This window comes from Actibacterium sp. EMB200-NS6 (genome assembly GCF_001305615.1).
In the GTDB taxonomy this organism is placed as follows: Bacteria; Pseudomonadota; Alphaproteobacteria; order Rhodobacterales; family Rhodobacteraceae; genus Actibacterium_A; species Actibacterium_A naphthalenivorans.
Genome location: NZ_CP010869.1, coordinates 1115278 through 1141421 on the forward strand (window position 1 = coordinate 1115278; position 26144 = coordinate 1141421).

A 26144-nucleotide genomic window follows, 5' to 3' on the forward strand; every position below is an offset into this window, starting at 1 on the left:
GGGGCTAGACGGCCCAATTCTGGCTGCGCATCCAGTCCATGATCGCGGGGCGCACCGATTGATCGCCGCGTTCGCGCGCGGTTTCGATGATCGCCCGCGCCTCGCGCAGATCGCTTTTGCGCAGCAGGTGTTTCACCGGCCCGACCGAGGCCGGGCGCATCGACAGGGTGCGCATCCCGATCGCCGCAAAGCACAGCGCCTCGATCGGGCGGCCGGCATCCTCGCCGCAGAAGGACAGGTGGGTGCCGGTATCGCCGCAGCGCTTCACGATCTGCTCCAGGAAGGTCAGGAAGCTGACGTTCAGCGTGTCATAGCGGCGGCGCACACGCTCGTTTTCGCGGTCGGCGGCGAAGAAGAACTGTTTCAGGTCATTGCCGCCGATCGATATGAAATCGGTCAGCTCGAAGAACTGGCGCGGCGCATAGGCCAGGCTGGGCGTTTCCAGCATCGCCCCGATCTCGACCTTTTCGGGCAGGGGGCGGCCCAGCTTTTCCTCGCGGTCCAGTTCGCGCATCAGGTGATCGCGGGCGGCGGTGAATTCCTCGAACTGGGCGACGAAGGGGAACATCACCGTCAGCGGGCGGCCGTTCGCCGCCCGGATCAGCGCCTGAAGCTGCATCCGCATCACCCCGACCTTGTCCAGCCCGACGCGGATCGCGCGCCAGCCGAGGGCAGGGTTCGGTTCGTCTTCGCGCTTCATGTAGGGCAGCACCTTGTCGGATCCGATGTCGAGCGTCCGGAAGGCCACACGGCGCCCGCCCGACGCATCCAGAACCCGCGCGTAAAGCGCGGCCAGTTCGGCCCGGCGCGGCACCTTGTTGCGGACCAGAAACTGCAGCTCGGTGCGGAACAGCCCGACCCCTTCGGCGCCCGATCCTTCGAGTGACGGCAGATCGGCCATCAGGCCGGCATTCATGTGCAGCGAAATGCGCGTGCCGCACCGCGTTTCGGCGGGCTTGTCGCGGATCGAGCTGTAGCGTTCCTGCGCCTTGGCCTGCATCGCGATCTTGTCGTTGAAGGCGGCGGCCACGGTATCTTCGGGGCGCAGATGCACCACGCCCTGTTCGCCGTCCACCAGAATGGCATCGCCGTTCAGCGCCTCGGTGGTGATCCGTTCGGCATTGATGACCAGCGGGATTGCCAGCGCCCGGGCGACGATGGCCGCATGGCTGCCGACAGAGCCCTCTTCAAGCACGATCCCCTTGAGGCTCCGGCCATAGGCCAACAGCTCGCCCGGGCCGATGTTTCGGGCGATCAGGATCGGATCGGGCGGCATTTCGGCGCCGGTGTCCTGGCCCTGTCCGGTCAGGATACGCAGAAGGCGGTTCGACAGATCGTCAAGATCGTGCAGCCGTTCGCGCAGATAGGCATCGGGGACGGTCTGCAGCCGGGCGCGGGCGGTGGATTGTTCTTTCTCGACGGCGGCTTCGGCAGACAGGCCGCGGGCGATATCCTCTTCCATCCGGCGCAGCCAGCCGCGGGAATTGGCGAACATGCGATAGGCTTCCAGCACATCCTTCTGCTCGCCGTCGATCGTGTCGGCGCTGCTGAGCATGTCGTTCACCGATACCCGCAGCGCGTCCACCGCGGCACGCAGACGGGCCTGCTCGGACACGGGATCATCGGCGATCGGGTTGGTCACCACCACGCGCGGTTCGTGCAGCCAGACATGGCCCGCGGCCACGCCTTCCTGGCCGACACCGCCGCGGAACATGGCCGTGCGCTGATGCAGCGGCGACAGGGCCGCGCCCTCGCCGATGAAGGCGCCAAGCTCTGTCATTTCGGCCAGCACCATGGCGACCACTTCCAGCGCGTAAACCTCGTCGCCGGAAAATTCGCGGGCCTCCTTGGATTGCACGACCAGCACGCCCAGCCGTTCGCCCAGCCGCTGGATCGGCACCCCCAGGAACGAGGAATAAACCTCTTCCCCGGTTTCCGGCATGTAACGAAACCCCTTTGCGGCGGGGGCGTTGCCGGTGTTGATGGGCTGCGCGCTTTGCGCGACGCGGCCGACCAGGCCCTCGCCCACCCGCATCCGGGTCTTGTGGACGGCGGCGGCTTTCAGCCCCTCGGTGGCGCACAGCTCCAGCGTCTCGGCATCGCGGAACAGGTAGATCGAGCACACTTCGGTGCGCATGGAATCAGCGATGATATGGGTGATCCGGTCGAGCCGTTCCTGCCCCTTGCCGGGCTCGGCAAGAGTATCACGCAAACGCCGGAGCAGTTTGCGGCTTTCGCTTTCGGTCCGATCGGGCATCTGCCCCCGCTGTTCAGGCTGCTTTGTCCAGTCCGAACGCATCATGGAGGGCTTGCACGGCAAGTTCCATATATTTCCGGTCGATCAACACCGAAATCTTGATCTCGGAGGTTGTGATGACCTTGATGTTGATCCCCTCGGAGGAGAGTGCCTTGAACATCTGGCTGGCAACGCCCGCATGGCTGCGCATGCCGATCCCCACGACCGACACCTTGGCGACATCGGTGTCGGCGACCAGATCGTGAAAGTTGATCTCGCCCTTTTCCTTTGCGTCCTGCATCGCCTTTTCGGCGCGCGCGACCTGATTGACCGGGCAGGAAAAGGTCATGTCGGTGCGGCCTTCCTCGCTGATATTCTGCACGATCATGTCCACATTCACGCCCGCGTCGGACAGCGGGCCGAAGATGGCGGCGGCGATGCCAGGGCGGTCGGCGACCGAGATCAGGGTCATTTTGGCCTCGTCGCGCACATAGGCGACACCGGAGACGACGTTCTTTTCCATGATATCCTCCTCGTCACAGACGAGCGTGCCGGAGTTTTCGGTGTTTTCCTCGAAGCTGGACAGCACCCGCAGCCGCACCTTATAGCGCATCGCCAGTTCGACGGAACGGGTTTGCAGCACCTTCGCGCCCAGGCTGGCGAGTTCCAGCATTTCCTCGAAGGCGATCTTGTCGAGCTTGCGGGCCTTGTCCTCGATGCGCGGGTCGGTGGTATAGACGCCGTCCACGTCGGTGTAGATGTCACAGCGTTCGGCCCCGAAGGCGGCGGCAAAGGCCACGGCGGTGGTGTCGGAGCCGCCCCGGCCCAGCGTGGTGATCCGGCCCTCGGGGCTGATGCCCTGAAAGCCCGCGACCACGGCCACGCGCATGCCTTCGGCGAATTTGGCGTCGATATTGGCGCGCGGGATTTCCTCGATCCGGGCGGCGGAATGGGCGCTGGTGGTTTTCAGCGGCACCTGCCAGCCCTGCCAGCTGCGCGCCGGCACGTCCATTTCCTGAAGCGTCAGCGCCATCAACCCGGCGGTCACATTCTCGCCCGAACTGACCACGGCGTCATATTCACGCGCGTCGAACATGGGCGAGGTCTGCTCGACCCAGCCGACCAGCTCGTTGGTTTTGCCCGACATGGCCGACACGATGACGATCACGTCATAGCCGCGCTCGACCTCGCGGCGCACTTTTCCCGCCGCATTCCTGATGCGGTCAAGATCGGCCACCGAGGTGCCGCCGAATTTCATCACAAGAAGCGGCATCCGCGCCCCTCCGCCCGTTCAATTGCGCCGCTTCCTAGGTCAAGGGCGGGGGAAGGGCAAGTGGCAGTTGGTTTCGCCACAGCCCCGTCAGTAGGCGTGGGGGTGGCCATCCCAGGTTTCGAAACAGCCCGTGGTTTCCAGGCGCAGCGCCGCGAACCGGGCGCGCAGCCCCGCGCTCGCCTGTTCGGCGGTGATCTCGGCGCTTTCGCCGCCCATTTCGGTTTTCACCCAGCCGGGATGATAGATGCCCACCGCGATGCCCAGAGGCTTGAGGTCGGTGGCCAGGTTCCGGCCCAGGTTCAGCGCCGCCGCCTTGGAACTGCGATAGATATACGAGCGGCCCGGCGCGCGGGTGTGCGATGCCATCTGGGATGAGATGATCGCGATTTTCGGCGCGGCAGACAGTTGCAGGTTGGGCAGCAGGCTTTGCACCGTGAGGAACACGCCGGTCACGTTGGTCGCGAACATCTGCGCCCACATCTCCGGGGGGTAGCCGCCGGCGAGGTTTTCGCCGCCATCAAGGTAAAGGCCGGCGTTGCAGACCAGCAGGTCGATCGGGTGCGCCGCCAGCGTATGGGCCAGCGCCGCCTGCGAGGCCGGTTCGGCAACGTCGAGCGTTTCCCAGCGCACGCCCGGCACCTGCGGCGCGGCGCTGCCGCGGTGGGTGCCGATGGGGCTGTCACCGTCGGCGGCATAACCGCGGACGAGTTGCAGGCCGATGCCGCGATTCGCGCCGGTGACAAGGGCGGTCAGCGGCATCTCAGTTCGCCTTGCGGCCGGGCAGGAAGGGCAGGGGGGCCACCGGCACCCCGTCGTCGATCAGCTTGCGGGCCTCTTCGAGCCTGGCCTCGCCATAGATCGACCGTGCGGGGGCGTCGCCCTGATGCATGCGCCGCGCCTCTTTCACGAAATCACCACCGACGTAGTCAGAGGTTTCCTCGATCTTGCGCCGAATCTCTGCCAGGGCCTGTTCGGCGGGGCTGGCCGGTGCGCTGAGCGGGCGTTTGCGATCGGGCTGATCGGGTTCGGCCACGCTCGCGCCGATCCTGGGCGCCATCAGCTCCTTGCGAACGCCGCCGCCGCCACACACCGCGCAGGATACCATGCCACCCGTCTGAAGCTTTTCGAAAGCCTCAGCCGACTGGAACCAGCTTTCGAACTGGTGACCATCCTTGCAAGACAGGGCATAGCGGATCATGTGCGCTCCACAAATCGGGTATCTGACCAAGAAATAGGCAAAACCTCGGGGAAATCAATGCCCAAGCCGGATCACCAGCGCAGGCGATGGGGGTCGAACCCGGCGATGATCTGCGCCAGTTCGGCCTCGTTCACCCGTGCGGCGGCTTTCTTGAGCGAGTGCCATTTGCGCTTGCGCTGGCCTTTTTCGGGATAGTTCGCGGCCAGCCGCTTTACCCGCAGCGGGAACACGGCGACAACGCAGGGAAGGGCGGCTTCGTTCGGCATGATCTTGTCGTAGGAATAGACGCCCAACACCAGGTCGTGGGTGCGCCCTTCGGCGCCTGCCTCTTCCCACGCTTCCTGCGCGGCGGCCTTTGCCGGGCTTACCCCTTCCATCGGCCAGCCCTTGGGGATGATCCAGCGCCCGGTATCGCGGCTGGTGATCAGCAGCACCTGGGGCTTGTCCTTGACGATGCGGTAACACAGGGCGGCGAACTGTGTGCGTATGTCACGCTTCGCCGCTTGCCCGATCGAGATCGGCAGATGTGTCGTTTTCTGCACCGTCAATGTCTGCTCATCCCATGTTCGCGCTCTGTCTTGTCGCGACTTTATGTCCAATGTTCATAGTCGAAAATCACTTTTGGCAATAGCTGCGCGCACTGTTATCAGTAAAAATGTCCTGCTGCCCGCGCTTGACCTGCCTGCCTGAAGGGTTAACTGCCCATGCGGCGGATGATGCACGACAGAGGCCTTCCGATGCGAATTTTGCTTGCGCTGCTCCTTTTGCTTACCTTGGGTCATCCCGCCGCCGCGCGCAACGGGTTCGTCTTTGCATCCATCGATGGCGGCGAGATTGCGCTGGATGATTTCACCGGGCGCCCGGTTCTGGTGGTCAACAGCGCCTCGCTTTGTGGGTTCACGCCCCAGTATGAGGGGCTGCAGGCGCTGTACGACAGCTATCGAGACCGCGGGCTGGTGGTGCTGGCCGTGCCGTCGAACGATTTCCGGCAGGAGCTGGGAAGCGCCGAAGAGGTGAAGGATTTTTGCGCCACCACCTTTGATCTGGATCTGCCGATGACCGAGATCACTCATGTGCGCGGAGATCGGGCACATCCGTTCTATCAATGGGTGGCGGAAACCACGGGCTTTGTGCCAAGCTGGAATTTCAACAAGGTGCTGATCGGCACCGATGGCACGGTGGTAGAGGCATGGGGATCGCTGACCAGGCCGCAGGCGCGCGCGATCACCCGCGCGATCGAGGCGCAACTGGCGCCGTGACCGCCGAACCGCCGCGTTTCATAGGATCGGAGATATACCGCAAATCCAGCTTCGGGCCCTGGCATCCGCTGCGGATCCCGCGGGTTTCCACGGTGATTGATCTGACCCGCGCGATGGGATGGCTGCCGCCGGCGCGCTATGTCGCCAGCCCGCGCGCCAAGCCCGCGGCGCTGGGCATCTGGCATGACCCTGCCTATCTGGCGGCGCTGCAGCGGGCCGAGGCCGAGCAGGTGGTGAGTGACGAAACGCGGGCACGGTATCATATCGGCACCCATTCCAACCCGGTCTACCCCGAGATGTACCGGCGCCCCGCGACGGGGGCCGGCGGATCGCTTCTGGCGGGCGAGTTGCTGGCGGACGGCGGCGTGATCTATCACCCGGCGGGCGGCACCCATCACGGGATGCCGGACCGGGCCAACGGGTTCTGCTTTCTCAACGATCCGGTGCTGGCGATCCTGTCGCTCCGGCGGGCGGGGGCGCGGCGGGTGGCCTATGTGGATATCGACGCGCATCACCCCGACGGGGTCGAGCTGGCCTTCGCCGGCGATCCCGAAACGCTGCTGATTTCGGTGCATGAGGAGAAACGCTGGCCCTTTACCGGCGCACTTGGCGATGACGGGGGCGGCAATGTCTTCAACCTGCCGGTGCCGCGCGGGTTGAACGACAGTGAAATGGCCGCGGTTCTGGATGCGCTGATCCTGCCGCGCGTGGCGGCGTTCCGGGCTGATGCCATCGTGCTGCAATGCGGGGCCGACGCGGTGGAGGAAGACCCGCTGTCGCGTCTGTCGCTGTCGAACAACGCGCATTGGGCGGTGGTGGCGGCGCTGCGGCCCTTGTCGCCGCGCTATCTGGTGCTGGGCGGGGGCGGGTACAACCCGTGGTCGGTCGGGCGGCTGTGGGCCGGGGTCTGGGCGACGCTGGCGGGGCATGACATCCCCGACCGCCTGCCGAAGCCGGCCGAGGCAGTGCTGCGCTCCCTGAGCTGGGAGGGAAACAGGCGCGGCCGCGACGTGCCCGAACACCTGTTCACCACCCTGCGCGACGCGCCCCGCGCCGGTGCGGTGGGGGCGGAACTGCGGGCGCGGCTGGCGGTTCTGGGGCGGCGGGCCGCGCCGTGATCCGCGCCTTTGTCGCCCTGTCTCTGCCGGAGCCGGTGCTGGACGCTCTTGCCACGCTTCAACAGGGCATGCCCGCGCCCCGTGTGGTGCCGGTGGAAAACCTGCACCTGACACTGGCTTTTCTGGGCGAGGTTGACGAGACCGCGCTGGAAGAGGCGCATCACGCATTTCAGCATATCGCGGCGCCGGGGTTCGACCTGCGGCTTTCGGGGCTGGGAATGTTCGGGGGCGCCAGGCCGCGCGCCCTCTATGCCGGGGTGGTGGAAAGTGCGCCGTTGCGGCATCTGCAGGGCAAGGTTGAAACGGCGGCCCGAAACGCCGGTATCGCGATCGACGCGCGGCGGTTCGTGCCCCATGTCACGCTGGCGCGCCTCAATGCGGCCCGGCTCGACAAGCCCCGGATGGCGCATTTCATGGCCGGCCGCATGGGCTTTTCCTCGCACGCGATGACGGTAACGGATTTCCGGCTGTTACGCTCGCATCTGGGCCCGAGCGGCGCCAGCTATGAAGAGCTTGCACGCTATCCGTTGCAATAGCGCGGCCGCGGGGATCAGCTGCTCTGGCCGGGCGCCTGCAGGGCCACGCCCCTGGTCAGATCCGCGATCTTGTCCGCGATGGCGGTGAGCCCGGCGTCGCCCTGCAGCCCGGCAATCACCCTGTTCGCGCGCGCCGCCATTTCCGCCCGGTCTGCCGCACTCAGCGACAACAGTGCGTGGGCCAGCTCGGCCGATCCGGTGATCCGGATCGACGCGCCGTTTTCCTGCAACGCCGCGTAGACTTCGGCGAAATTGTCCAGATGCGGCCCGTGCAGCAGGGCGCTGCCATGGGCGGCGGGCTCAAGCGGGGTATGCCCCCCCCGCGTGACCAGAGAGCCGCCGACGAAGGTTGTCGCGGCCAGTTCGTACCACAGTGGCATCTCGCCCAGCGTATCGGCAAGATAGACCTGCGTCTGCGCATCCGGTTCCTCGCCCAGAGAACGCGTGGCGAAGCGCATGTCGTGGCCGGCCAGCAGCGCGCGAATTTCGGCGCTGCGCCGCGGGTGGCGCGGGGCGAGGATCAGCTTCAGGCCGGGCTGTTGTGCCTGCGCCTCTTTGAACCCGCGGATCAGAAGCGTTTCCTCTCCCTCGTGGGTAGAGGCGGCCAGCATGGTCTTGTCGCGGCTGAACACGCCCGACAGCCGGGTTTTCTCGGCCTTGTCAAACGCGCCTTTCCGCCCCTGAAGCTTCAGGTTCTGGGCCTCGCCGATCTGCGCGTCAGACAGGCCGAGTGTCACGAAACGCGCCTCTGATGCCGCGTCCTGCGCCGACAGAAAGCTGATGGTTCCCATCACCCGCCGCGCCAACCCCGGTAGCCGGCGCCAGAACGCGGCGCTTTTCTCCGACATCCGCGCCGACACGATCACCACCGGGCGTGACAGTTCGTTCATCGTCACCATCCGGTTCGGCCACAGCTCGCTTTCCACAAGGATCAGCGCATCGGGCTGCCAGTTGGCGATGAACCGGCGCAGGGTCAGCCGGTAATCCAGCGGCGCCAGCCGGGCGGAAACCCGGCCCAGCCCCCAGCGTTCGACCAGGGCACGGCCACTGTCGGAATTGCAGGTGACGACCAGTGAAAGGCGCGGATCGCGGGCCAGAAGCGTGTCGATCAGCGGCCGGGCCGCGGTCAGCTCGCCGTTCGAGGCGGCGTGCAGCCAGAAAACAGCCCCTGCGCGTGCACCCCCGCCATCGCCGCCGAGCCGCTGCTGCACGGCGCCCTCGGGCGCACCGCGCCACAGCTTCAGGGCGAAATAGGGGGCGGCGAGGCAAAGAAGAAGGCGATAGACAAACACGCGGCACGCTCTTGCGAAGGGTGGCCTAGGCTTACGCGGGGGGCGAGACGCAGGCAAGGGGCGGGTGACGCGCGATAAGTTAGAATGTTTCTAATAAAAATGATCTGGAGCAAGGCCGCCCCCTGAGGCGCAGGCATCCTGTGGCTGGACGCGCGAGAAATTCGAACACGAACGATAGGTGATCCTATGAAACGTCTTCTTGCGTCCTTCCTTGTGACAACCGCGATGACGGGCGCCGCTGCGGCCGACGATTTGCGCGACGCGGCGCTCGATTTTTTTCAGCCGCTACCCTCTACCGTGCCGCAAATCGCGGACAACCGGGTCACGCCCGAAAAGATCGCGCTGGGCAAATCGCTGTTCTTCGATCCGCGGCTGTCGGCCTCGGGCGTGTTCAGCTGTTATTCCTGCCACAACCTGGCCACCGGCGGGGATGACAATCAAGAAACCTCGATCGGCCATGGCTGGCAGAAGGGGCCGCGCAATTCGCCGACCGTTCTGAACGCGGTGCTGAACGAGGCACAGTTCTGGGACGGCCGCGCCAACGACCTGAAGGCGCAGGCCAAGGGGCCGATCCAGGCCGGGGTCGAGATGGCGAACACGCCGGAAAACGTGGTGCTCACGCTGAATTCGATGACCGACTACGTGGCCTGGTTCAACGCTGCCTTCCCTGATGACGCCGAGCCGGTCTCGTTCGACAACATGGCCCGTGCGATCGAGGCGTTCGAGGCGACGCTGATCACCCCCGCGCCGTTCGACGCCTTCCTGAACGGCGATGACATGGCGCTGACCGAGATGGAGCGCGCGGGGCTGGAACTGTTCATGGACAAGGGCTGCATCGCCTGCCACAGCGGCGTGAATGTGGGTGGTGAGGGCTATCACCCGTTCGGCCTGATCGAGAAGCCCGGCGCCGATATCCTGCCGGTGGGCGATAAGGGCCGGTTCGCGGTGACCGACACCGCGGATGACGAATACGTGTTCCGGGCCGCACCTTTGCGCAACGTGGCCGTGACCGCGCCCTATTTCCATTCGGGCAAGGTGTGGGATCTGAAGGTCGCGGTGCAGATCATGGCCGAGTCGCAGCTGGGCGAGGAACTGGCCGACGAAGAGGCCGATCAGCTGGTGGCGTTCCTGGACACGCTGACCGGCACGGTGCCCGAGGTCACGGTACCTGTGCTGCCGACCGAAACCGCAGCCACGCCGCGCCCGACGGCCGAAGTGATCATCGAATAGCGCGGCCCGAAGCGACCCGTGGGAAAGGCCGGCCAGTGCGCCGGCCTTTTTCGCGGCGGACCGGCGCCGGGATCGTCAGGTGCGCGATCTTGTTGGAATAGGGAAGGTGGGACGACGGAGGAAGCGTGTCTCTTCAGGGCGGCTATCCCAGTTCCTCGGCGATAGCGCGTCGGACATGTTCCATCGTGTATGGCTTCCTGACCACGACTTTCTGTGGAAAGTCGGAAACCGCATTGCCGCTGCCGCCATACCCCGTGGCCAGAATGGCCGGAATACCCCGCGCGGCACACTCCTTTGCCGCCTTCAGAGACAGCTCGCTGCCCAGATTCACGTCCAAGAGCGCGAATGCGATATCTTTCGTCTCGAGAACCCGCAGCGCGTCGGCCACATTGCTGACCGCGTTCACATCACTTGCGCCCAGATCGCGCAGCATGTCCGAGGCATCCATCGAGATGATCATATTATCCTCGACCAACAGCACAGCGCCATGAAGGGTCACATCGGCCGGAGGCGTGTTCTCGGCTACAGCGATCTCGGCAGCCGACGGCGCCGCGAGCTTTGCGACATGGGACGCCGGCAGAACGAAATCCGCCTCCAGCCCGGTGATCTTGTACCGCGCTTGCGCGCTGCCTTTCAGCTCGAACGGGATGGAGCGCTCGATGATCGTGGTGCCGAAGCCCTTGCGCTTGGGGGGCTGGACAGGAGGGCCGTCAACTTCGCGCCAGGAGATGGAGCAGGCCCCATCCCGGTTGAGCGTGATGTCCAGATGCACCACCCCCGAACCGTCGCTGAGCGCGCCATATTTGGCGGAGTTCGTCACAAGCTCGTGGACGACAAGCGCCATCGTCGTGAAGGCGGCGGGCGAAAGAGAGATCTCATCCCCGCCGATGATAACGCGTTCGGCTTTGTGCGACAGGAACGCCTCGGTTTCGGTGCGGATCAATGACGTGAGCGACACCCAGCCCCACTCTTTCTGGGTCAGTTGATCATGCGCGCGGGCGAGCGAATGGATGCGGTGGTCAAGCACGCTGCTGTATTCCTCGATCGTCAGGGCATCGCCCTGTCCCTGCGAGATCAGGCCCCGGATCAGATTGAGGATGTTGCGGACCCGGTGGTTCAGCTCCGCGATCAGCAATTCTTGCTGCTCTTCCGCGCGTTTGCGGCTTGCGTTGGCCTCGTCGGCGAGTTTCAGGACGACTTCCAGAAGCGTGACACGCAGGGCGTCGGCGGCCCGCAGCTCGTTCACCTTCCAGGGGGCCGACTTGCCGCGCACGACTTCCTGCCAGGCCTCAAAGCTTTTTCGCGGTGTCAGCCGCACCCCGTTGGGCCCGGGCTCGACGGGCTTCTGGGGGTTGCCCGCCCAGTTCACGGACTGGGCGATCTCGCGTCGGAAAAGAACCAGGTAATCGCGAGGCGTGCGCGAGATCGGCAGGGCGAGAAGCCCGCAAGCACGATCAGCGAAGCCATTCGCCTTGTCATAGCGCGAGCTAATGCAGTCGAGCGCGTACACTTCCGAGCTTTGGGCGGTGTTCAGAAAACGCGCCAACCCCAGGAATTCTTCCTCTGTCGGAGTCGCACCCTTCGCGCGGAAGACCCCGTTTGAGAATATGACGATGCCGTCAAACGGGATCACCGCCGAAATCTCCGTGGCAACGGAGTCGAAGATGTCGACCAGGGTGACGCCCGCCGAGATCTGCGGCATGAGCCTGTCGTGAAGCGCACGTGCGCTGTCCACATCGGCCAGTTCGCGGTTTGTCTCGAGTTGGGCGAGTTCGTAGTTGAACAACTGCGCGAACAGCTCGACCGCGCTGCGGCGCTCATAGTCGATATGGAACGGTGTTGGGTTGTGGCAGGCAAACAGCCCCCACAGCTTGCCCCTGCGCAGGATGGATACCGACATGGACGACCCGACCCCCATGTTTCGAAGATATTCCAGATGGATCGGGGAAACCGCGCGCGTTGTGGCGAGTGACAAGTCGAGGGGTGCGCCTGCCGGGCTTTTTTCAGGAATGATCGGAAAGGTCTCGCCATCTGCATCCGGGATGATGCGCAACAGGCTGCGTTTGTAAAGCTCACGGGCCTGTTTCGGAATATCGCTCGCCGGATACCGAAGGCCAAGATAAGGTTCGTCCGCGCCGTACAGAGCCTCGGCGATCACGGTGCCCGTTCCGTCTTCCTCGAAGCGATAGACCATGACCCGCGACATGCCGATCAGGGCCTGCAAGGCGCGCGCCGCTTCTTGCGAAGCCTTTTCTACCGTATCATGGCGTTGCACACGGGCGATCAATGCCTGAACCAGGCCTGAGTCGTCGCGCTGGTTTTCGGCGTGGTGCCGCTCTTCGAATTCGAACACCAGATAGCGACCGGCCCGGTGGATCGATATGTCGAACAGACGACCGTCGCCGTTGAGATCATAGCGGAACACCCGCGCCACGCCGGTCTGATGCGCAAGGGTCTGAATCCGTGTCCGGAGATGATGCACGGTCTCTTGGTTGAAAAAGTCGATGAACCGCTTGCCGATCAGGTCCTCGGCGTCGCATCCCAGCAGGTCGGTACAATTGGTTGACGCATGCGCGATCATCCAGTCCGACGAAACGGCAAGCAGGCAGCCAAAGCCCTGAACGCGCCCCGGAATGTGGATCGGTTCGCGATCGCAGTTCGACAGATCGACCGTCTCCATCTGGCTGTCGGTTTTTGGGTCAGACATGTTGTGGCGTTTCCTGATGGGCCTTTTCGGCGGATGTCATGAAGAGGGCGAATATGTCTGCCGCGTCTCGCACGACATTGTCGGCGTAGGGCGTATCCGCAGCAAGCGTCAGCGCGTGTTCGCAGAAACTGCGCCAGGCGTCGAGATGACGTGGCGCGTTCATATACGCCGTGCCCGAGCCGGAGCGGGCGGTCGCGGATGCTTGCCACCGTCGCTTCAGAACCTCGGCGCCCAAGCGCGAACCACCGATGACATAGTCCACGGCGAGCGGCTGGATATTCCTGTTCAAGGGCCGGTCCAGGACCATCGGGCGCACCCCGAGAGTGGCAAGATCCAGGCGCGCGCGTTGCAAGAGGTCGCCAATAGCAGTCGCTGAGGCGGAGCTGAGATGCGTCATCGGTATGTTCTTCAAAGCTGCTTCGTGCATAAGCAGGAACGCTTTCAGACCGCCGTTTTCGCCAAGATCGAACCGCGAAACCAGCCCATCAAGGCCGTCATGGGCGGACTTCAGATCACGCAGCAACCTTTGCCGCAGATTTTCGGGGGATTTCAAAGGCGTGGTTCCTTAAATCACATGCGACTCGGATGTCGGATGTGCAGGCCGAGTCATAAAAAATGGGAGAGTTGACCGCAGCCATTCCCTTCGCGGAAAGAGAATGGATCACCAACAGGTGAACCACAAGCCCCCCAGGCATGTTTCCGGCGCGGACTTGCGCAGCGGCATGGAACACGCGACAAAACCCGCGACGCTTTGCGAGGGAGGGGCACGATGACAGGGACGACGCGCCGGATCGCGATCATCGGGTTCGGCCCCCGCGGCCTTGGCGCACTCGAAGCCCTTGTGCGATACGCCAGGCGTTCGTGTGCGTCATTCTCGGTCGATATATTCGATCCTGAGGCGTGGCCGGCAGCCGGCCCGAATTTCAGCCCTGACGAGCCGGAGGTTTGCCTTCTCAACCTGCCGCTCCGCATCATTGATCTCCCACCGCCCACCGGACAAGGGATCGCTGATTTCAGCAAATGGGCGGGCGCTGAGGGTGAAGAGCCCGAGGCTTATCTGCCCCGTGCCCGCCTGGGCGCCTATCTCAATACGCGTTTCTCCACCCTGTTGGCCTCTTTGCCGGCCGGTGTGACTGTCTCTCTTGATCAACGTCGGATCGACGCCGCGACGCGCAAGGACGGAGCGTGGCGGCTGGAGAGTGAAACTGCGTATTTCGGACCCTATGACGATGTGTTGTTGTCGCTCGGCCAGCCGCAAACCCGCCGCGATGAGCAAATGGCGTCATGGGAGACCCACGCCGGGAAACATCGCCTCGACATATTGCCGGCCTATCCTGGTAGGGCCGTGGTCGAGGCGGCGTCCGGTTGGCAGGGGAAGGTTGTCGCTATCCGCGGACTTGGCCTTTCGGCGATTGATGTTGTGCGCATGCTGACCATCGGCCTTGGTGGACAGTTTCAAGACGGATCTTATGTGCCCAGCGGGCGAGAGCCCGGAACCATCGCGCCCTTTTCGCTTGACGGACACGCCCCCGCGCCCAAACCCCAGACCGCCGCCATTGATGCCCGGTTCGAACCGTCGAAGGGCGAATGTGAAGCCTTCCGGGCCGCTCTGGTCGCGGCGCTGTCGAGCGATGCAGACGAACCCCTGACGGTTTTGACAGACGCCCTGATCGCACCGGCCCGGCGGATCCTCACAGAGACGAGGGCCTTCAGGCGGGCCGACGAGGTCGAGAACTGGCTCGCTGCCGAACGGAAGGAGCCTGGCAGTCAGGAGACCCGCGCCACCGTCGAGGCAATCAAGGGCAACATCGCTGAAGCGGAAGGCCGCGTGGCCCCGTCGCCCGGATATGTGATCGGGCAGCTCTGGCGCAAATGGCAGCCGCTGTTGCGAGAGATCTTCGATAGGGTACAGGCCGCGGCCGAAACGGCGGAGGCGATCGTCAAGTTCGACGAGGGGCTCAAACGCTACTCCTATGGCGCGCCTGTCGATACGCTTTACCAGATGCTTGCGTTGATCGATGTGGGGCTGGTTTACCCCTGCGCCACGGCCGATCCCGATATTACCCTGTTACCGCAGGGGTGGCGCCTACAGTCGGGGGGCCGGTCGGTGGTTGCGCAGGTGATGGTGGACAGCGTGCTGCCACCTCCCGTTCTCGAAATGGTCTCGGAACCGCTTCTCACCGGACTGCGGGAACGGAACATGCTGTCGCCCTTGAAGGGTGGCCTCGGAGTGCGCTGTGCACCCGATGGGGCGGTGATCCGACAAGATGGCGAACGGGTGCCGGGCCTTTGGCTTGCCGGCAGGCTGGCGAGCGGTAGCACCATTGCGAATGACTCGATCCACGACTGCTTTGCAGAGACCGTGGAGCGATGGTCTCAAGCGGTGTTCAAGGCCTGACGGATCATTGCCGTCGGGGGGCAACGCCGGGCAGGGGCGCGGCCCCGGAAGCGCGTTCTTCTGGTGCGGATGCTGCGAAACACGCGCAAGCAGATGCTTTCGTTCTAAAACCCCTGCTGTGCTTTCCGACCTGTCGCACGAAAGGTTCGCCGCGACCAGAGTATGACCACAATCCCGAACAACGCATAAAAACTCGGGAGAATCACAGATGAACAAATCGATCGCGGCGAGTGCATGGTCCGGCATGATCGCCATGATGTTTATGTTTGGCGCTATTATCTCCTGGCAGATTTTTCCGCCGCCCTCTCCTTCGTTGCCCATGGCCGAATGGGCCGCGCACTTTACTGAAAACCGCACCGGGGTTTTTGTGGGCTCGGTGTTGATGTGTATCGGGTCGAGTTTGTTCTTCCCGTTCTTTGGCGGATTTTATGGGTGCCTGAAAGTGGCCGAGGGCAAGCATACGCCGTTGACCTACGGCATGATGATGATTGTGCCGTTTGGTTTCCTGCCCTTGTTTCTGGTTATGATCTGCTTTGTGACCGCGGCCTATCGCCCCGAGATGAGCACCGAAATGACCGCTGCTCTGGCCGATGCGGGAATGTTCCTGCTGGTTATTCCGGGCTTTATTGGCCTGGCACAGTGGGTGGTGACGGGCATTATTATTTTGCGCGATGTGAACCCGCAGCCCATTTTTCCGCGCTGGCTTGGCTATGCGAACATCTGGGTGGGTATCTTGGCGGCGCCCGGCTCTTTCATTCCCTTCTTCAAAACAGGTCCCTTCGCCTGGAATGGCGTGTTCGCTTTCTGGGTTCCGGTATTCACCTTCGGCATGCTGCTTACCGCCGTGCTTTGGGCCATGTTGCGCGCGGCCAAGCACCCTGCCATGCAGCAGGATCAGTCGTGATCGCCGTGCCGATCAAGCAGCCGGCTGAGCGGCCCGCGAAACATATCCCCGGAGAAGAAGGCATTTGGGTGCTGATCTTCGGGGATATGGTCGTGTTCGCGATCTTCTTTGTGACCTTCCTGGTGTACAAAGCCGGCAATCCGGCCGCCTATGAAGCGGATCAGGCGCTTCTGAATCCCCATCTGGGATTGCTGAATACGTTGCTGTTGCTGACCAGCTCGTTGTTCATGGCGCAAGCGGTGCGCCTTGCGCGGCTGGGCGCGAAAGAAGCACCGGCCATGATCACCGCCACGATTGTGCTGGGGCTCGGGTTCGTGGTGGTCAAGGCTTTTGAATGGGGCGAGAAAATTCGAGCGGGGCTCACCCTTACGCACAGTGAGTTTTTTACCTACTACTACATGTTCACCGGAATTCATCTGATGCATGTATTGATTGGTCTGGGGGTGTTGCTGTGGTTGCGTTCAAGTTGCAAGCCGTCTGAACAATACCCTGTCGCCACCTTTGAGGGGTGCGGTGTGTTTTGGCACCTTGTCGATTTGCTTTGGGTGGTTCTTTTTGCGCTGCTCTACCTGATGAAATGACCATGCTGATAGCTCTGTTCAAAAATCGACTGACGGCCATTTGGGCGTTTCTGGTGCTGGCGACACTCATCTCGGTGGAAAGTGTGGGTTTCGGCGCGAACAGTCAGCGATTGGCAACGGCGTTGATTACCCTGATTGCCTTCGTCAAAGTACGCTTTATCGGGCTGGAATTCATGGAGCTGCGCCATGCGCCATTGTGGTTGCGCCTTGCCTTTGAGGGCTGGACGCTGGTGGTGTGCGTGGCGTTGGTTGTCTTGAATTACGTGGTGGCGAGTAACAGCGCGCCATAGGATGCGTGATCTCATGCGCCGCCGCGTCTGTCGCTGACAAGATATGCCAGCAAGCCCGCCGCAAAAGCGGCGGGCTGAGGGACAAGATAGTGCTCGATCACTCCGGCTTGCGAATGATCGCCTTCAGGCTGTCGATGCCGACCACGAAATTCGAGAAGCGGCGCTCGGGCTCGCCGGTGGTCTCGATGACCCATCCGCGCTTCAGGATCTCTTCCCACAGCACGCGAAGCTGAAGCTCGGCCATCCGGTTGCCAAGGCAACGGTGGATGCCGAACCCGAACGACACATGCTGGCGCGGGTTCTTGCGGTCGATCTTGAACGTATAGGGGTCTTCGATCACCTCGGGGTCCCGGTTGCCCGAGCAATACCACATGATGACCTTGTCGCCCTTCTTGATCTGCTGGCCGTGAAACTCGATATCTTCCAGCGCTGTGCGGCGCATATGCGCCACCGGGGTCACCCAGCGGATGATTTCCGGCACCATGCTTTCGACCAGCTCGGGGTTCTCGCGCAGCTTCTTGTATTCCTCGGGGAACTTGTTCAGCGCGTCCAGACCGCCGGAAATCGAGTTGCGGGTGGTGTCGTTGCCACCAACCATCAGCAGCACCAGCATGCCCACGAATTGCTGCGGCTCCATGTTCGCGGTTTCCTGCGAATGGGCCAGCATCGAGATCAGGTCGTTCTGCGGCGGCATGCCGGTGCGCTCGGCGAACAGTTCCTTGAACTTGATGATCATCGGCTTGAGCTTTTCAAGCTTGACGTATTCGTCGGTGATCTCGGTGCCGGCGTCGACATCGGTGTTCACGATATCCGACCAGGTGGTCAGATCCATGCGTTCCTCGACCGGGAAGTCCATCAGCTCGCACAGAACACGGCCGGTCACTTCGACCGAAACACGCTCCACCCAGTCGATCTCTTCGTTCAGCGGCAGATCATCGAGCACCAGCGTAACGATATCGCGGACTTTCTGCTCCATGTCGTTGAGGTTGGAGGGCGACACGATCGGGTTCACCACCTTGCGCTGCTGGTCATGCTCCGGCTGATCGGCGGTCATGAAGCTTTTGCGGATGGTGTCTTTCGGCTGTTCCTTGATCCAGATGCCGCCATAAGCCGCATCCGAGGAAAACACCTTCGGGTTTGCTTCGACCTCGATGATGTCCTTGTACTTCGAGATCGACCAGAAGGGCCCGTATTGGGTGGTCTCGTGGAAATAGACCGGGGCTTCGGCACGCAGGCGGTCGAAGACCTCGAAGTGTTCACCGCTTTGAAAACGGGTTTGGACCGACGGGTCCAGATCGCTCAGCGGGATATCCTTGATGCTTGTCATGGCTTTCTCCTTCACGCGACAATCAGAATTGTTCGATCGGCAAGTGCACAACCAGGCCATCCAGTTCGTCGGTGATCTCGATCTGGCAGCCCAGACGCGCTGTTTCGGCAATCTCGGGCAGGAAGGTCAGCATCGACTCTTCGTTTTCCGAACGGGCACCGGTCTTGGCAAACCACTCGGGGTCAACGGTGACGTGGCAGGTTGCGCAGGCGCACATGCCGCCGCAATCGCCATCGATGCCCTCGATGTTGTTGTCGACAGCGGCCTGCATCACATTGCTGCCGACCGAAGCTTCAACCTCGTGTTTGGTGCCGTCGTGGTCCACAAAGATAATCTTAGCCATGTTTCCTCCTCCAAAGCTGCGGCAGTTTGGTGCCGCCTTGTCGGGTTGATCCGGTTGCCGGGAAACCCGAAGTGATATTTGGCCTGATATACTAATGGCCGGACCATTATGTCAATTCAAGCCCCTGAGAGATCCTGCGGCACAACCTTGCTGAAATGCCGCAGGAAAAGGGTGATTTTGGACTTTCCGAGCCGGTCAGAAGGTCCAGCCGTAGGTGACGGCATAGGTGTCGATTCGGGTGTCCAGGTCGGTGCCCGTCGACGCGCCGGTGCCGGTCTGCTTGCGTGCGATGGCGCGGTTGAAGGCAAAGCTCCACTCGCGACCCTCGCGGGGTTTGTAGGTTGCGCCGATGGCGACGTGGGTGTCGGGCGTAACCGGGGTGAAATAGTTCAGGGCGTTATCGTCGGTTTCCCACAGGCGGTTCGATTTGCTGACGCCGCCGCGAACCGTCCACTTGTCGTTCAACGTGTACTCTGCGCCCAGCTTCAGGATGTTCTGCTCGTTCCATCCGGTGCCGGGGCCATCGGCCGCACCCAGAACAAAGCTGCCGGGGAAGCCGTTGCCCAGCGGCGTGACGTCTTTCCAGTTGATCCAGTGGTAGTCGGCCAGCAGGGTCAGCCTTGGGGTCGCATCCACGGCGATGCCCAGAATGGCCCGGGCGGGCAGGTCGACATCGGTCTCGTCCGCGAGGTGGCCTTCGTATCCTTCGAGGTCGCCCAGGTGGATCTGGCTGAAATAGCTGGCGGAGAGCCGGACCGTATCGCTGAGCCGGCCCATGTAGCCGAGGCTGAACCCGGCCCCGAACGAGCCGGTATCGCCGGGATCGGCAACGCCGTAGGCCTGCAGGCCGGTCAGATCGAAATACTGGCCCGCGAGCAGAAGCGAGGCACCGATCGCGTGATCCTCGTTCAGCTTGTACGAAACCGACGGCGCCACAACCAGCTGCATCAAGGTTGCGCCGGTATCGGTGACGCCGGGGGCAGGCGGGATCGGTTCGCCATAATCCACAAGGACGCCGACGCCATAGGACGACAGGCCGAAGGCCCATTTGTCATTGTACTGGTAGGAGACGCTGGGCAGCACTGCGGGCAGCAGCGGCTCGTCGCCATAGGGCGCGCCCAGCACGGTGGAATTGATGTCGACCGACAGCAGGGTGCCGGTGATATCGACGCGGTTGCCGGTAAAGGCGAAACCGGCGGGATTGACCGCCCCGATCTGGCTATCCGTCGGATTGGCGGCCCCGGCACCGGCCATGCCCAGAGTGGTGGCGCTGTAGCCCGAGAACATCAGGCCGTCATTCGCCTGGGCGGCCAGCGGCGCCAGAGCGGCCACGCCGGCGGCGGCGGCAATGCGTTTTGCGTGTGAAAAAGTCATGAGTTCCTCCCCTCGTGCGTGATCCCCCGGGCCGTTTCCTCCCCGGCCCGGGGCACACATCTTTTGTTGTTTGTTACTGGCTGAAGAAGATGCCGCCATCGACGATGATGTTCTGGCCGGTGATGTAACCGCCTTCATCAGACGCGAGGAAGGCCACCACATTGGCGATATCCTTGGGCTCGGACGCGCGCTCGATCAGCCGCATGGAGCTTGCGACACCTTCAAAGGCCTCGTGCTGGTCCGCGTTGGCCTTGGCGTTTTCCGAGTGGGTGTAGCCCGGCGAAACGGCATTCACGAGCACGCCGCTCTTGGTCACCGACATTTCGCGGGCCATGGCGCGGGTCATCGCGGCCACGGCACCTTTGGAGCTGACGTAGTGCAGCATCATCGGAATACCCAGATGCGCGATCACCGAGGCGATGTTGACGACACGGCCATAGTCCGATTTGCGCAGCGCGGGCAGGCAGGCCGAGGTGCAGATCCACGGGCCCATGACGTTCACGTCCATCAGCTTGCGCCAGTCGCTTTCCTCGATGGCTTCCATCGGGGTGTAGTTCAGGCCGGTGAAGATGCCGGCGTTGTTCACCAGGATGTCGATCCCGCCGAACTTTTCCTCGGCTGCTGCTGCTGCGGCGGTCATCGACTCCTTGCTGGTGACGTTGGCTTCGACACCGATGGTGTTGCCACCCATCTCGGCCGCGGCTTCGGCGGCGCCTGCGATGTCGGCGATGACGACGTTGGCGCCCTCTTTCTGGAACAGTTCGGCGATGGCGCGGCCGATGCCGGTGGCGGCGCCGGTGATGATGGCGGTTCTACCCTGAAGTTTCATGTAGTCTTCTCTCCTTGGAATTCTGTGGTGACTCAGCCGAACTGCTGATCTTCCAGTGCTGCGACGACCGATTTGGTTTCGGTGTAGAGGCTGATGCCCTCTTCCGAGACTTCGCGGCCCCAGCCGGAAGACTTGAACCCGCCGAAGGGCATCGACGGATCGACGATGCCGTGGCAGTTGATCCAGACCGACCCGGCATCCAGCTTGGCCGCGCTGGTGTGGGCGGTGCGCAGATCGTTGGTCCAGATGTTGGCGGCGAGGCCATAGACCGAGTCATTGGCCTCTTTGATCACGGCATCCATATCGTCGAACGGGGTGACGGACAGGACGGGGCCGAAGATCTCTTCCTTGACGATGGTCATGTCCTTGGTGGTGTTGCCGAAGATGGTGGGTTTGACGAAATAGCCCTCGTCGCCCACGGTTTCGCCGCCGCAGATCAGATCGGCGCCCTCGGCCTTGCCCTTTTCGACATAGCCCATCACGCGATCCTGCTGGGCCTGCGAGACGAGCGGGCCGAGCATGGTGGTCGCCTCGCGGCCATTGCCCATGGGGAAGCTTTCCACCACCTGGGCCAGGCCGCCCACGACCGCGTCATAGACCGAGCGGTGCACATAGAGCCGGGTCGCGGCGAAACAGATCTGGCCGGAGTTGAAGAAACAGGCCAGGGCGGCGCCCGGGATGGCCTGCGCCAGATCGGCGTCGGCGCAGATGATCGACGGCGACTTGCCGCCCAGTTCCAGGCTGACGCGCTTCATGTTGCCAAGGGCGGCGGTGGCGATCTTCTTGCCGGTGGCGGTCGAGCCGGTGAAGGCGATCTTGTCGATGCCCTCATGCGCGGCCATGGCCTGGCCGGCGATATGGCCAAAGCCGGTGACCACGTTGACCACACCTTCGGGCAGGCCGGCCTCGTGCATCAGCTGAACCAGCCGCAGGGTCGACAGCGAGGTAACCTCGGACGGTTTGAGCACGACGGTACAGCCGGCGGCCAGCGCCATGGCGAGTTTCCAGGATGCCATGGCCAGCGGATAGTTCCAGGGCGTGATGGCACCGACAACGCCGACCGGCTGACGCAGGGTATAGGCGTGGAACGCGCGGCCATCGCCACTGACCGGAATGGTCTTGCCGCCCAGTTTCGAACACCAGCCGCCCATGTAGCGGAAGATCTCGGCCGAGGCGGGCAGGTTGACCATCATCGCCATGCTGGCGGGCATGCCGTTGTCATAGCTTTCCAGCAGCGCCAGTTCCTGTGCGTGCTCTTCGATCTTGCGCGCGATATCTTCCAGCAGCTTGCCGCGGTCGATCGGGCGCATCCGGCTCCATGCGGCACCTTCAAAGGCGGCGCGGGCGGCGGCGACGGCCCGGTCGACATCTTCTTCGGTCGCTGCGGCAAGCTGGGCGATCGTGGCGCCGTTCGACGGATCCTCGACAGGAATGGATTCTTCCGATGCGGCGTTGACCCACTTGCCGCCGATCAGCATTTGGCCGGTCGGCGTGTGGATCAGATCCTTGATGTCTGTCATGTTTCAGGTGCTCTCACAGGTGATGTTCCGTACCGTTCAGACACAGCTTCCCAACCCCCTGCATGTGATGAAGAGATCGGTTCGCGTGAATGGCGAAACAGGTGTTGGCCAACCCCTCGGGGTGACCGTCAGGTCAGATTTTCGGCAATTTGTTTGATTGTCGTCGCGCGCCGGTTCGAACCGGGTCGGTCATGATGGCTCCTCCCTCTTGTGGCTGCGTACCTGACATCCCGCGCGCCCTCCCTTGGCGTTTGATGGCGGAATGCACAGCTCGTGTACGCTGCTGTATCGGCGAGCAAGGTAGGCGGGGCAGGGCAATACTGTCAATAAAAATGCGTATCAGCAGAACGCAAACCATCCCTATGCCGTGGCCCGGTGGGATCGTGGCTTGGGGCAGATTTCACCAACTTATTGAAAGAAATTAATTATTTCTGTTTCGAGGGGTGGTTTTGGTGTGAAAGGCCATCCAAAACAGCGCTTTTGCCTGATTTATGGCGGCATGACAGGGGCTGTACTGTCGATTCCTGACGCGCCGAATCGGCCGTGGTTCCACGGCGACCTTTTAAAGGATGATCCATAAGCCATGAGGGATGAGGGGTGGAACGAGCGATGCGATCGAGATCGGAAATGCTGCAAGCGCAGCGCTTGATGGGGCCAAATCTTGAAAAAATAAATTAAAACAACAAGAAATCGTGTTCTCGGCTTGAGTTTCGCAGCGTGCCTGGAGGGGGATCTGGCGGCAATATCCGCCGGAGGCCGGACCCCTCTGAAGGCGGCGTCAGGCCAGAAATACGGGAAAAGTTAAGCACTATGTTGACGAAAGCCGATTTTGCCGCGTATTTTGCGTATATTGAATGCGCAAAATGGGCAGGGAGGTCCAGCGCGTCGATGGGAGGAGAAATCACATGAATACCGCTACGAGTCTGAGCGGCGCCTGGTGGACCAGGGGTCGGACGATCAGGTGAAGCCGTTGATTTCGCTTCTTGAGTTACCTGCAATCAGCGGTCGCCGCCTTCACCGGTGCGTGGCCTCTTCAGACATGGAGTTGAAATGTCTCAGACGATGATCCCCGCCGAGCTTGTGGCACCTTTGTTCAATCCGCTGACCTTTGGCATTGGCAAACGTGACCAGGCGCACGAAATCCTGAAAACTCTGCGCCAGGACTATCCGCTGGGCAAAGCCGAGGTGCCGGGTTTCGATCCGATGTGGATCGTGTCGCGCTACAGCGACGTGCGCGAGGTGCTGCGCAAGGATGACGTGTTCCGCTCGGCCATCGAATCCAAGACGCTGGTGCCGCAAAGCGGCAAGGAGCTGGTGGCGCAATACACGGGTGGCAAAAAGAACATTCTGCGCACGCTGGTGCATATGGATGGCGAAGACCACATCAAGCACCGCAACCTGACCGCGCCCCAGTTCACCCCCGAGGGGCTGAGCAAGTTCAAACCGATGGTCGAGGAAAGCGCGGACCGCTGGATCAAGGTCATGGACGAGCAGGCGCCCGAGATCGACTTCGCCAAGGAGGTCGCGTTCCGCTACCCGCTCGAGGTCATGATGGATATCGTCGGGGTCGACCGCAAGGATCACCCGCGCATCCTGGAGCTGGTGCAGTGGTTCTTCAACTTCGCCGACCCCGATCTGATGCGCCCCGGCGCCGATCCGACCGACCCCACCGAGGTGGTGAAAACCTGGGATCTGGTGAACAACGAATTCGGCAAGATGTATTCCGAGGTGATCGCCGATCGTCGCGGCTGCCCGAAAGACGACGTCGCCACGATCCTGGCCAACAGCGAAAAGCATGGCTGCCCGATGGATCCGAATACGATGATCTCGTATTTCCTGATCTTCTCGTCGGCGGGGCACGATTCCGCGGCGGCCACCACCGCCACCGGTATGTGGTATCTGGCCGAACACCCCGAGCTTCTGGCGGAACTGAAGGCCGATCCCAAGCTGATCTCCGCCTTCGTGGAAGAAGCGATCCGCTGGACCTCGCCGGTGCAGCAGTTCATCCGCACCGCGAATGAGGATTACGAGCTGAGCGGCCAGCAGATCAAGAAGGGCGATCAGATGTATGTCTCGTACTTCTCCGCCAACTTCGACGAGGACATGTTCCCCGAGCCCTTCACCTTCAACATCCACCGCCGCCCGAACCGCCACATCACTTTCGGCGCCGGCAACCACATCTGTGTGGGCGCCAACCTGGCGCGCATGGAACTGAAGGTCTTCTGGGAGAAACTGATCCCGCGGCTCGAAAGTGTCGAGCTGGCCGGCGAGCCCAAAATGGCGAATTCCGAATTCGTCTGCGGGCCGAAAAGCGTGCCGATCCGGTACACGCTGACGGCCTGACCGGGTTTCCCGGGCTTCGAAGAGGCCCGGGAGTCTTCTCGTCGGCGGTAGTGGCCGCCGGCGGATTTTTAAGGGCGCGTGACGCCCGTTCACGCGCACAGACAACGAGACACGACATGGAAAGCTCGAACGAACAGAAAATTGTCATTCTTGGGGCAGGTCAGGCCGCAGGCACCGCCGTTGTGACGCTGCGCCAGATGGGGCACGAAGGCCCGATCACCCTGGTGGGTGACGAGGCCGCGCCGCCCTATCAGCGCCCGCCGCTGTCCAAGGCCTATTTCAAGGGCGAGCTTCCCGAGGCGCGGCTCTATGTGAAGCCCGCCGGCTTCTACGATGAGAAGAATGTCACGCTGAAGCTGGGGCAAAGGGCGGTTTCGCTGGATCGCACCGGAAAGGCCGTGACGTTGGAAAGCGGCGAGGTGCTGCCCTATGACAAGCTGATCATCGCCACCGGGTCGCGCCCGCGCGTGATCCCGGTTGCGGGGGCTGACCTCGACGGCGTCATGGTGCTGCGTACGCTCGAGGATGTCGACAAGCTGCAGCCGCTGGCCACCCGGGGCAAACGCCTGGTGGTGGTCGGGGCCGGCTATATCGGGCTGGAGGCAGCCGCTGTCGCCCGCCAGCTCGGGCTGGAGGTGACCGTGCTCGAGGCGATGGACCGTGTGCTGGCCCGTGTGACCAGCCCGGTGATTTCCGAGTTCTATCAGGAGGCGCATCGGAGCGCTGGTGTGGACGTACGGCTCAACGCCCGGATGAAGGGCTTCGTCGGCGAAGGCGGCCATCTGACCGGGGTCGAGATGGAGGATGGCGAGGTCATTCCCGCCGATATCGTGTTGGTCGGCATCGGCATTCTGCCGAACCAGGAGCTGGCGGAAGAGGCCGGGCTGACCTGCGAGAACGGTATCAACACCGACGCGCAGGCGCGCACCTCCGATCCCGATATCTATGCGATCGGCGACTGTGCAAACCGGGTCATCGTGCAATACGGTCATCGCGGGCGGCTGGAGAGCGTGCACAACGCCATCGAGACCGCCAAGATCGCGGCCGCGTCGATCTGCGGCAAACCGGCCCCGGCGCTGGATGCGCCTTGGTTCTGGTCGGATCAGTACGACATGAAATTGCAGACCGCGGGCCTGTTGGCGGGCTTCGATCGGGCGGTGGTGCGTGGCGACATGAGCGCGCGCAAGTTCTCGGTCTGGTACCTCAGGGACGGCGAGTTCCTGGCGCTGGACGCGGTGAACATGCCGGGCGAGTTCATGGCGGCCAAGCGGCTGGTGGGCAAGGGTGTCAGGCTCGATGCCGAGGCGCTGAAAGACCCGTCTTCGGACCTCAAGCTCATGATTGCCGGCGCTATGGCCTGACCGGCCGGCACCTCCTCCCACGGCA

The 26144-nt window shown here is 62.9% G+C and carries 23 protein-coding genes and 1 pseudogene; 10 read left to right on the plus strand and 14 right to left on the minus strand.

All coding sequences use genetic code 11. The features are described from left to right. Positions 1–4 precede the first annotated feature (4 nt). From ptsP to TQ29_RS05555, 5 genes are all read right to left on the minus strand, one after another. Positions 5–2257, minus strand: coding sequence for a phosphoenolpyruvate--protein phosphotransferase (ptsP, locus tag TQ29_RS05535; protein WP_054540337.1), 2253 nt, complete (start codon positions 2255–2257; stop codon positions 5–7). Positions 2258–2270: 13 nt separating this feature from the next. Then, positions 2271–3509, minus strand: coding sequence for an aspartate kinase (locus tag TQ29_RS05540; protein WP_037204349.1), 1239 nt, complete (start codon positions 3507–3509; stop codon positions 2271–2273). An 87-nt stretch (positions 3510–3596) separates the two neighbouring features. Further along, positions 3597–4262: an SDR family NAD(P)-dependent oxidoreductase gene (locus TQ29_RS05545; protein ID WP_235974423.1), complete on the minus strand. Its 666-nt coding sequence runs from the start codon at positions 4260–4262 to the stop codon at positions 3597–3599. Between the two features lie 7 nt (positions 4263–4269). After that, positions 4270–4707 carry a DUF1178 family protein gene (locus TQ29_RS05550; protein ID WP_054538350.1) on the minus strand — a complete coding sequence of 146 codons (438 nt, stop codon included), beginning with the start codon at positions 4705–4707 and terminating at the stop codon, positions 4270–4272. Between the two features lie 71 nt (positions 4708–4778). Next, positions 4779–5249: an NUDIX hydrolase gene (locus TQ29_RS05555; protein ID WP_144244512.1), complete on the minus strand. Its 471-nt coding sequence runs from the start codon at positions 5247–5249 to the stop codon at positions 4779–4781. Between the two features lie 195 nt (positions 5250–5444). Here TQ29_RS05555 and TQ29_RS05560 point away from each other — a divergent pair, with 195 nt between their 5' ends. From TQ29_RS05560 to thpR, 3 genes are read left to right on the plus strand one after another with little or no spacing between them, the layout of a single operon-like run. Beyond that, positions 5445–5966, plus strand: a complete 522-nt coding sequence (locus tag TQ29_RS05560) for a glutathione peroxidase (protein WP_054540338.1) — start codon at positions 5445–5447, stop codon at positions 5964–5966. Continuing rightward, positions 5963–7084, plus strand: a complete 1122-nt coding sequence (locus TQ29_RS05565) for an acetoin utilization protein AcuC (protein WP_054540339.1) — start codon at positions 5963–5965, stop codon at positions 7082–7084. The genes TQ29_RS05560 and TQ29_RS05565 overlap by 4 nt, the downstream gene beginning before the upstream one ends. Then, entirely contained in the window at positions 7081–7620 is a 540-nt protein-coding gene (thpR, locus tag TQ29_RS05570) for an RNA 2',3'-cyclic phosphodiesterase (protein WP_054538351.1), read from the plus strand. Before TQ29_RS05565 ends, thpR begins: the two co-directional genes overlap by 4 nt. Positions 7621–7634: 14 nt before the next feature. On the opposite strand, the gene TQ29_RS05575 is transcribed toward thpR, so the two are convergent. Beyond that, positions 7635–8912 (minus strand): 3-deoxy-D-manno-octulosonic acid transferase, encoded by a 1278-nt coding sequence (locus tag TQ29_RS05575; protein WP_054538352.1) that lies wholly within the window; start codon positions 8910–8912, stop codon positions 7635–7637. Positions 8913–9098: 186 nt separating this feature from the next. Between TQ29_RS05575 and TQ29_RS05580 the strand changes: the two genes are divergently transcribed. Further along, a complete protein-coding gene (locus tag TQ29_RS05580; RefSeq protein WP_054538353.1) occupies positions 9099–10142 on the plus strand; it encodes a cytochrome-c peroxidase in 1044 nt (347 codons plus the stop codon). Positions 10143–10284: 142 nt separating this feature from the next. Here TQ29_RS05580 and TQ29_RS05585 read toward each other — a convergent pair whose 3' ends face one another. Together TQ29_RS05585 and TQ29_RS05590 are read right to left on the minus strand one after the other, a co-directional pair. After that, positions 10285–12849, minus strand: coding sequence for an HWE histidine kinase domain-containing protein (locus TQ29_RS05585; protein ID WP_054538354.1), 2565 nt, complete (start codon positions 12847–12849; stop codon positions 10285–10287). Continuing rightward, on the minus strand, positions 12842–13402 hold the full coding sequence (locus TQ29_RS05590) for a hypothetical protein (protein ID WP_054538355.1): 561 nt from the start codon (positions 13400–13402) through the stop codon (positions 12842–12844). Before TQ29_RS05590 ends, TQ29_RS05585 begins: the two co-directional genes overlap by 8 nt. A gap of 216 nt (positions 13403–13618) precedes the next feature. On the opposite strand from TQ29_RS05590, the pseudogene TQ29_RS21265 reads away from it, so the two are divergent. Continuing rightward, positions 13619–14089 (plus strand): annotated as a pseudogene (locus TQ29_RS21265) (FAD/NAD(P)-binding protein); the annotation flags it as partial. A gap of 227 nt (positions 14090–14316) precedes the next feature. Here TQ29_RS21265 and TQ29_RS21270 read toward each other — a convergent pair. Next, positions 14317–14544, minus strand: a complete 228-nt coding sequence (locus tag TQ29_RS21270) for a hypothetical protein (protein WP_369817421.1) — start codon at positions 14542–14544, stop codon at positions 14317–14319. 911 nt (positions 14545–15455) lie between these two features. Between TQ29_RS21270 and TQ29_RS05600 the strand changes: the two genes are divergently transcribed. Genes TQ29_RS05600 through TQ29_RS05610 form a run of 3 tightly spaced genes read left to right on the plus strand, consistent with a single transcriptional unit; the run spans position 15456 to position 17022 of the window. Continuing rightward, positions 15456–16151, plus strand: coding sequence for a hypothetical protein (locus TQ29_RS05600; protein WP_054538357.1), 696 nt, complete (start codon positions 15456–15458; stop codon positions 16149–16151). Beyond that, complete coding sequence (locus tag TQ29_RS05605) at positions 16148–16732, plus strand: cytochrome c oxidase subunit 3 (RefSeq protein WP_207642696.1); 585 nt, start codon at positions 16148–16150, stop codon at positions 16730–16732. The genes TQ29_RS05600 and TQ29_RS05605 overlap by 4 nt, the downstream gene beginning before the upstream one ends. 2 nt (positions 16733–16734) lie before the next feature. Then, entirely contained in the window at positions 16735–17022 is a 288-nt protein-coding gene (locus TQ29_RS05610; RefSeq protein WP_207642697.1) for a cytochrome C oxidase subunit IV family protein, read from the plus strand. Between the two features lie 97 nt (positions 17023–17119). Here the strand turns inward: TQ29_RS05610 and TQ29_RS05615 are convergent, their stop codons facing one another. The 5 genes from TQ29_RS05615 to TQ29_RS05635 form a co-directional block, all read right to left on the minus strand. Beyond that, positions 17120–18349, minus strand: a complete 1230-nt coding sequence (locus TQ29_RS05615; protein ID WP_157445519.1) for a cytochrome P450 — start codon at positions 18347–18349, stop codon at positions 17120–17122. Between the two features lie 22 nt (positions 18350–18371). Further along, entirely contained in the window at positions 18372–18692 is a 321-nt protein-coding gene (locus TQ29_RS05620) for a 2Fe-2S iron-sulfur cluster-binding protein (RefSeq protein WP_037204381.1), read from the minus strand. A 195-nt stretch (positions 18693–18887) separates the two neighbouring features. After that, positions 18888–20066, minus strand: a complete 1179-nt coding sequence (locus TQ29_RS05625) for an OmpP1/FadL family transporter (protein WP_054538359.1) — start codon at positions 20064–20066, stop codon at positions 18888–18890. Positions 20067–20139: 73 nt separating this feature from the next. After that, complete coding sequence (locus tag TQ29_RS05630) at positions 20140–20895, minus strand: SDR family NAD(P)-dependent oxidoreductase (protein ID WP_054538360.1); 756 nt, start codon at positions 20893–20895, stop codon at positions 20140–20142. 32 nt (positions 20896–20927) lie between these two features. Further along, on the minus strand, positions 20928–22415 hold the full coding sequence (locus TQ29_RS05635) for an aldehyde dehydrogenase family protein (RefSeq protein WP_207642698.1): 1488 nt from the start codon (positions 22413–22415) through the stop codon (positions 20928–20930). Between the two features lie 1050 nt (positions 22416–23465). On the opposite strand from TQ29_RS05635, the gene TQ29_RS05640 reads away from it, so the two are divergent. Then, a complete protein-coding gene (locus TQ29_RS05640) occupies positions 23466–24758 on the plus strand; it encodes a cytochrome P450 (RefSeq protein ID WP_054538361.1) in 1293 nt (430 codons plus the stop codon). A 116-nt stretch (positions 24759–24874) separates the two neighbouring features. After that, a complete protein-coding gene (locus TQ29_RS05645; protein WP_054538362.1) occupies positions 24875–26119 on the plus strand; it encodes an NAD(P)/FAD-dependent oxidoreductase in 1245 nt (414 codons plus the stop codon). The last annotated feature ends 25 nt before the right edge of the window (positions 26120–26144 follow it).

What these genes read in the sequence shown, in the direction of transcription:
- TQ29_RS05630 (WP_054538360.1), bottom strand. Translation starts at nt 20,895, where the DNA reads ATGAAACTTCAGGGTAGAACCGCCATCATCACCGGCGCCGCCACCGGC.
- TQ29_RS05635 (WP_207642698.1), bottom strand. Translation starts at nt 22,415, where the DNA reads ATGACAGACATCAAGGATCTGATCCACACGCCGACCGGCCAAATGCTG.
- TQ29_RS05540 (WP_037204349.1), bottom strand. Translation starts at nt 3,509, where the DNA reads ATGCCGCTTCTTGTGATGAAATTCGGCGGCACCTCGGTGGCCGATCTT.
- TQ29_RS05625 (WP_054538359.1), bottom strand. Translation starts at nt 20,066, where the DNA reads ATGACTTTTTCACACGCAAAACGCATTGCCGCCGCCGCCGGCGTGGCC.
- TQ29_RS05560 (WP_054540338.1), top strand. Translation starts at nt 5,445, where the DNA reads ATGCGAATTTTGCTTGCGCTGCTCCTTTTGCTTACCTTGGGTCATCCC.
- TQ29_RS05585 (WP_054538354.1), bottom strand. Translation starts at nt 12,849, where the DNA reads ATGTCTGACCCAAAAACCGACAGCCAGATGGAGACGGTCGATCTGTCG.
- TQ29_RS05620 (WP_037204381.1), bottom strand. Translation starts at nt 18,692, where the DNA reads ATGGCTAAGATTATCTTTGTGGACCACGACGGCACCAAACACGAGGTT.
- TQ29_RS05550 (WP_054538350.1), bottom strand. Translation starts at nt 4,707, where the DNA reads ATGATCCGCTATGCCCTGTCTTGCAAGGATGGTCACCAGTTCGAAAGC.
- TQ29_RS05610 (WP_207642697.1), top strand. Translation starts at nt 16,735, where the DNA reads ATGCTGATAGCTCTGTTCAAAAATCGACTGACGGCCATTTGGGCGTTT.
- TQ29_RS05600 (WP_054538357.1), top strand. Translation starts at nt 15,456, where the DNA reads ATGAACAAATCGATCGCGGCGAGTGCATGGTCCGGCATGATCGCCATG.
- TQ29_RS05645 (WP_054538362.1), top strand. Translation starts at nt 24,875, where the DNA reads ATGGAAAGCTCGAACGAACAGAAAATTGTCATTCTTGGGGCAGGTCAG.
- TQ29_RS05615 (WP_157445519.1), bottom strand. Translation starts at nt 18,349, where the DNA reads ATGACAAGCATCAAGGATATCCCGCTGAGCGATCTGGACCCGTCGGTC.
- TQ29_RS05580 (WP_054538353.1), top strand. Translation starts at nt 9,099, where the DNA reads ATGAAACGTCTTCTTGCGTCCTTCCTTGTGACAACCGCGATGACGGGC.
- ptsP (WP_054540337.1), bottom strand. Translation starts at nt 2,257, where the DNA reads ATGCCCGATCGGACCGAAAGCGAAAGCCGCAAACTGCTCCGGCGTTTG.
- TQ29_RS05640 (WP_054538361.1), top strand. Translation starts at nt 23,466, where the DNA reads ATGTCTCAGACGATGATCCCCGCCGAGCTTGTGGCACCTTTGTTCAAT.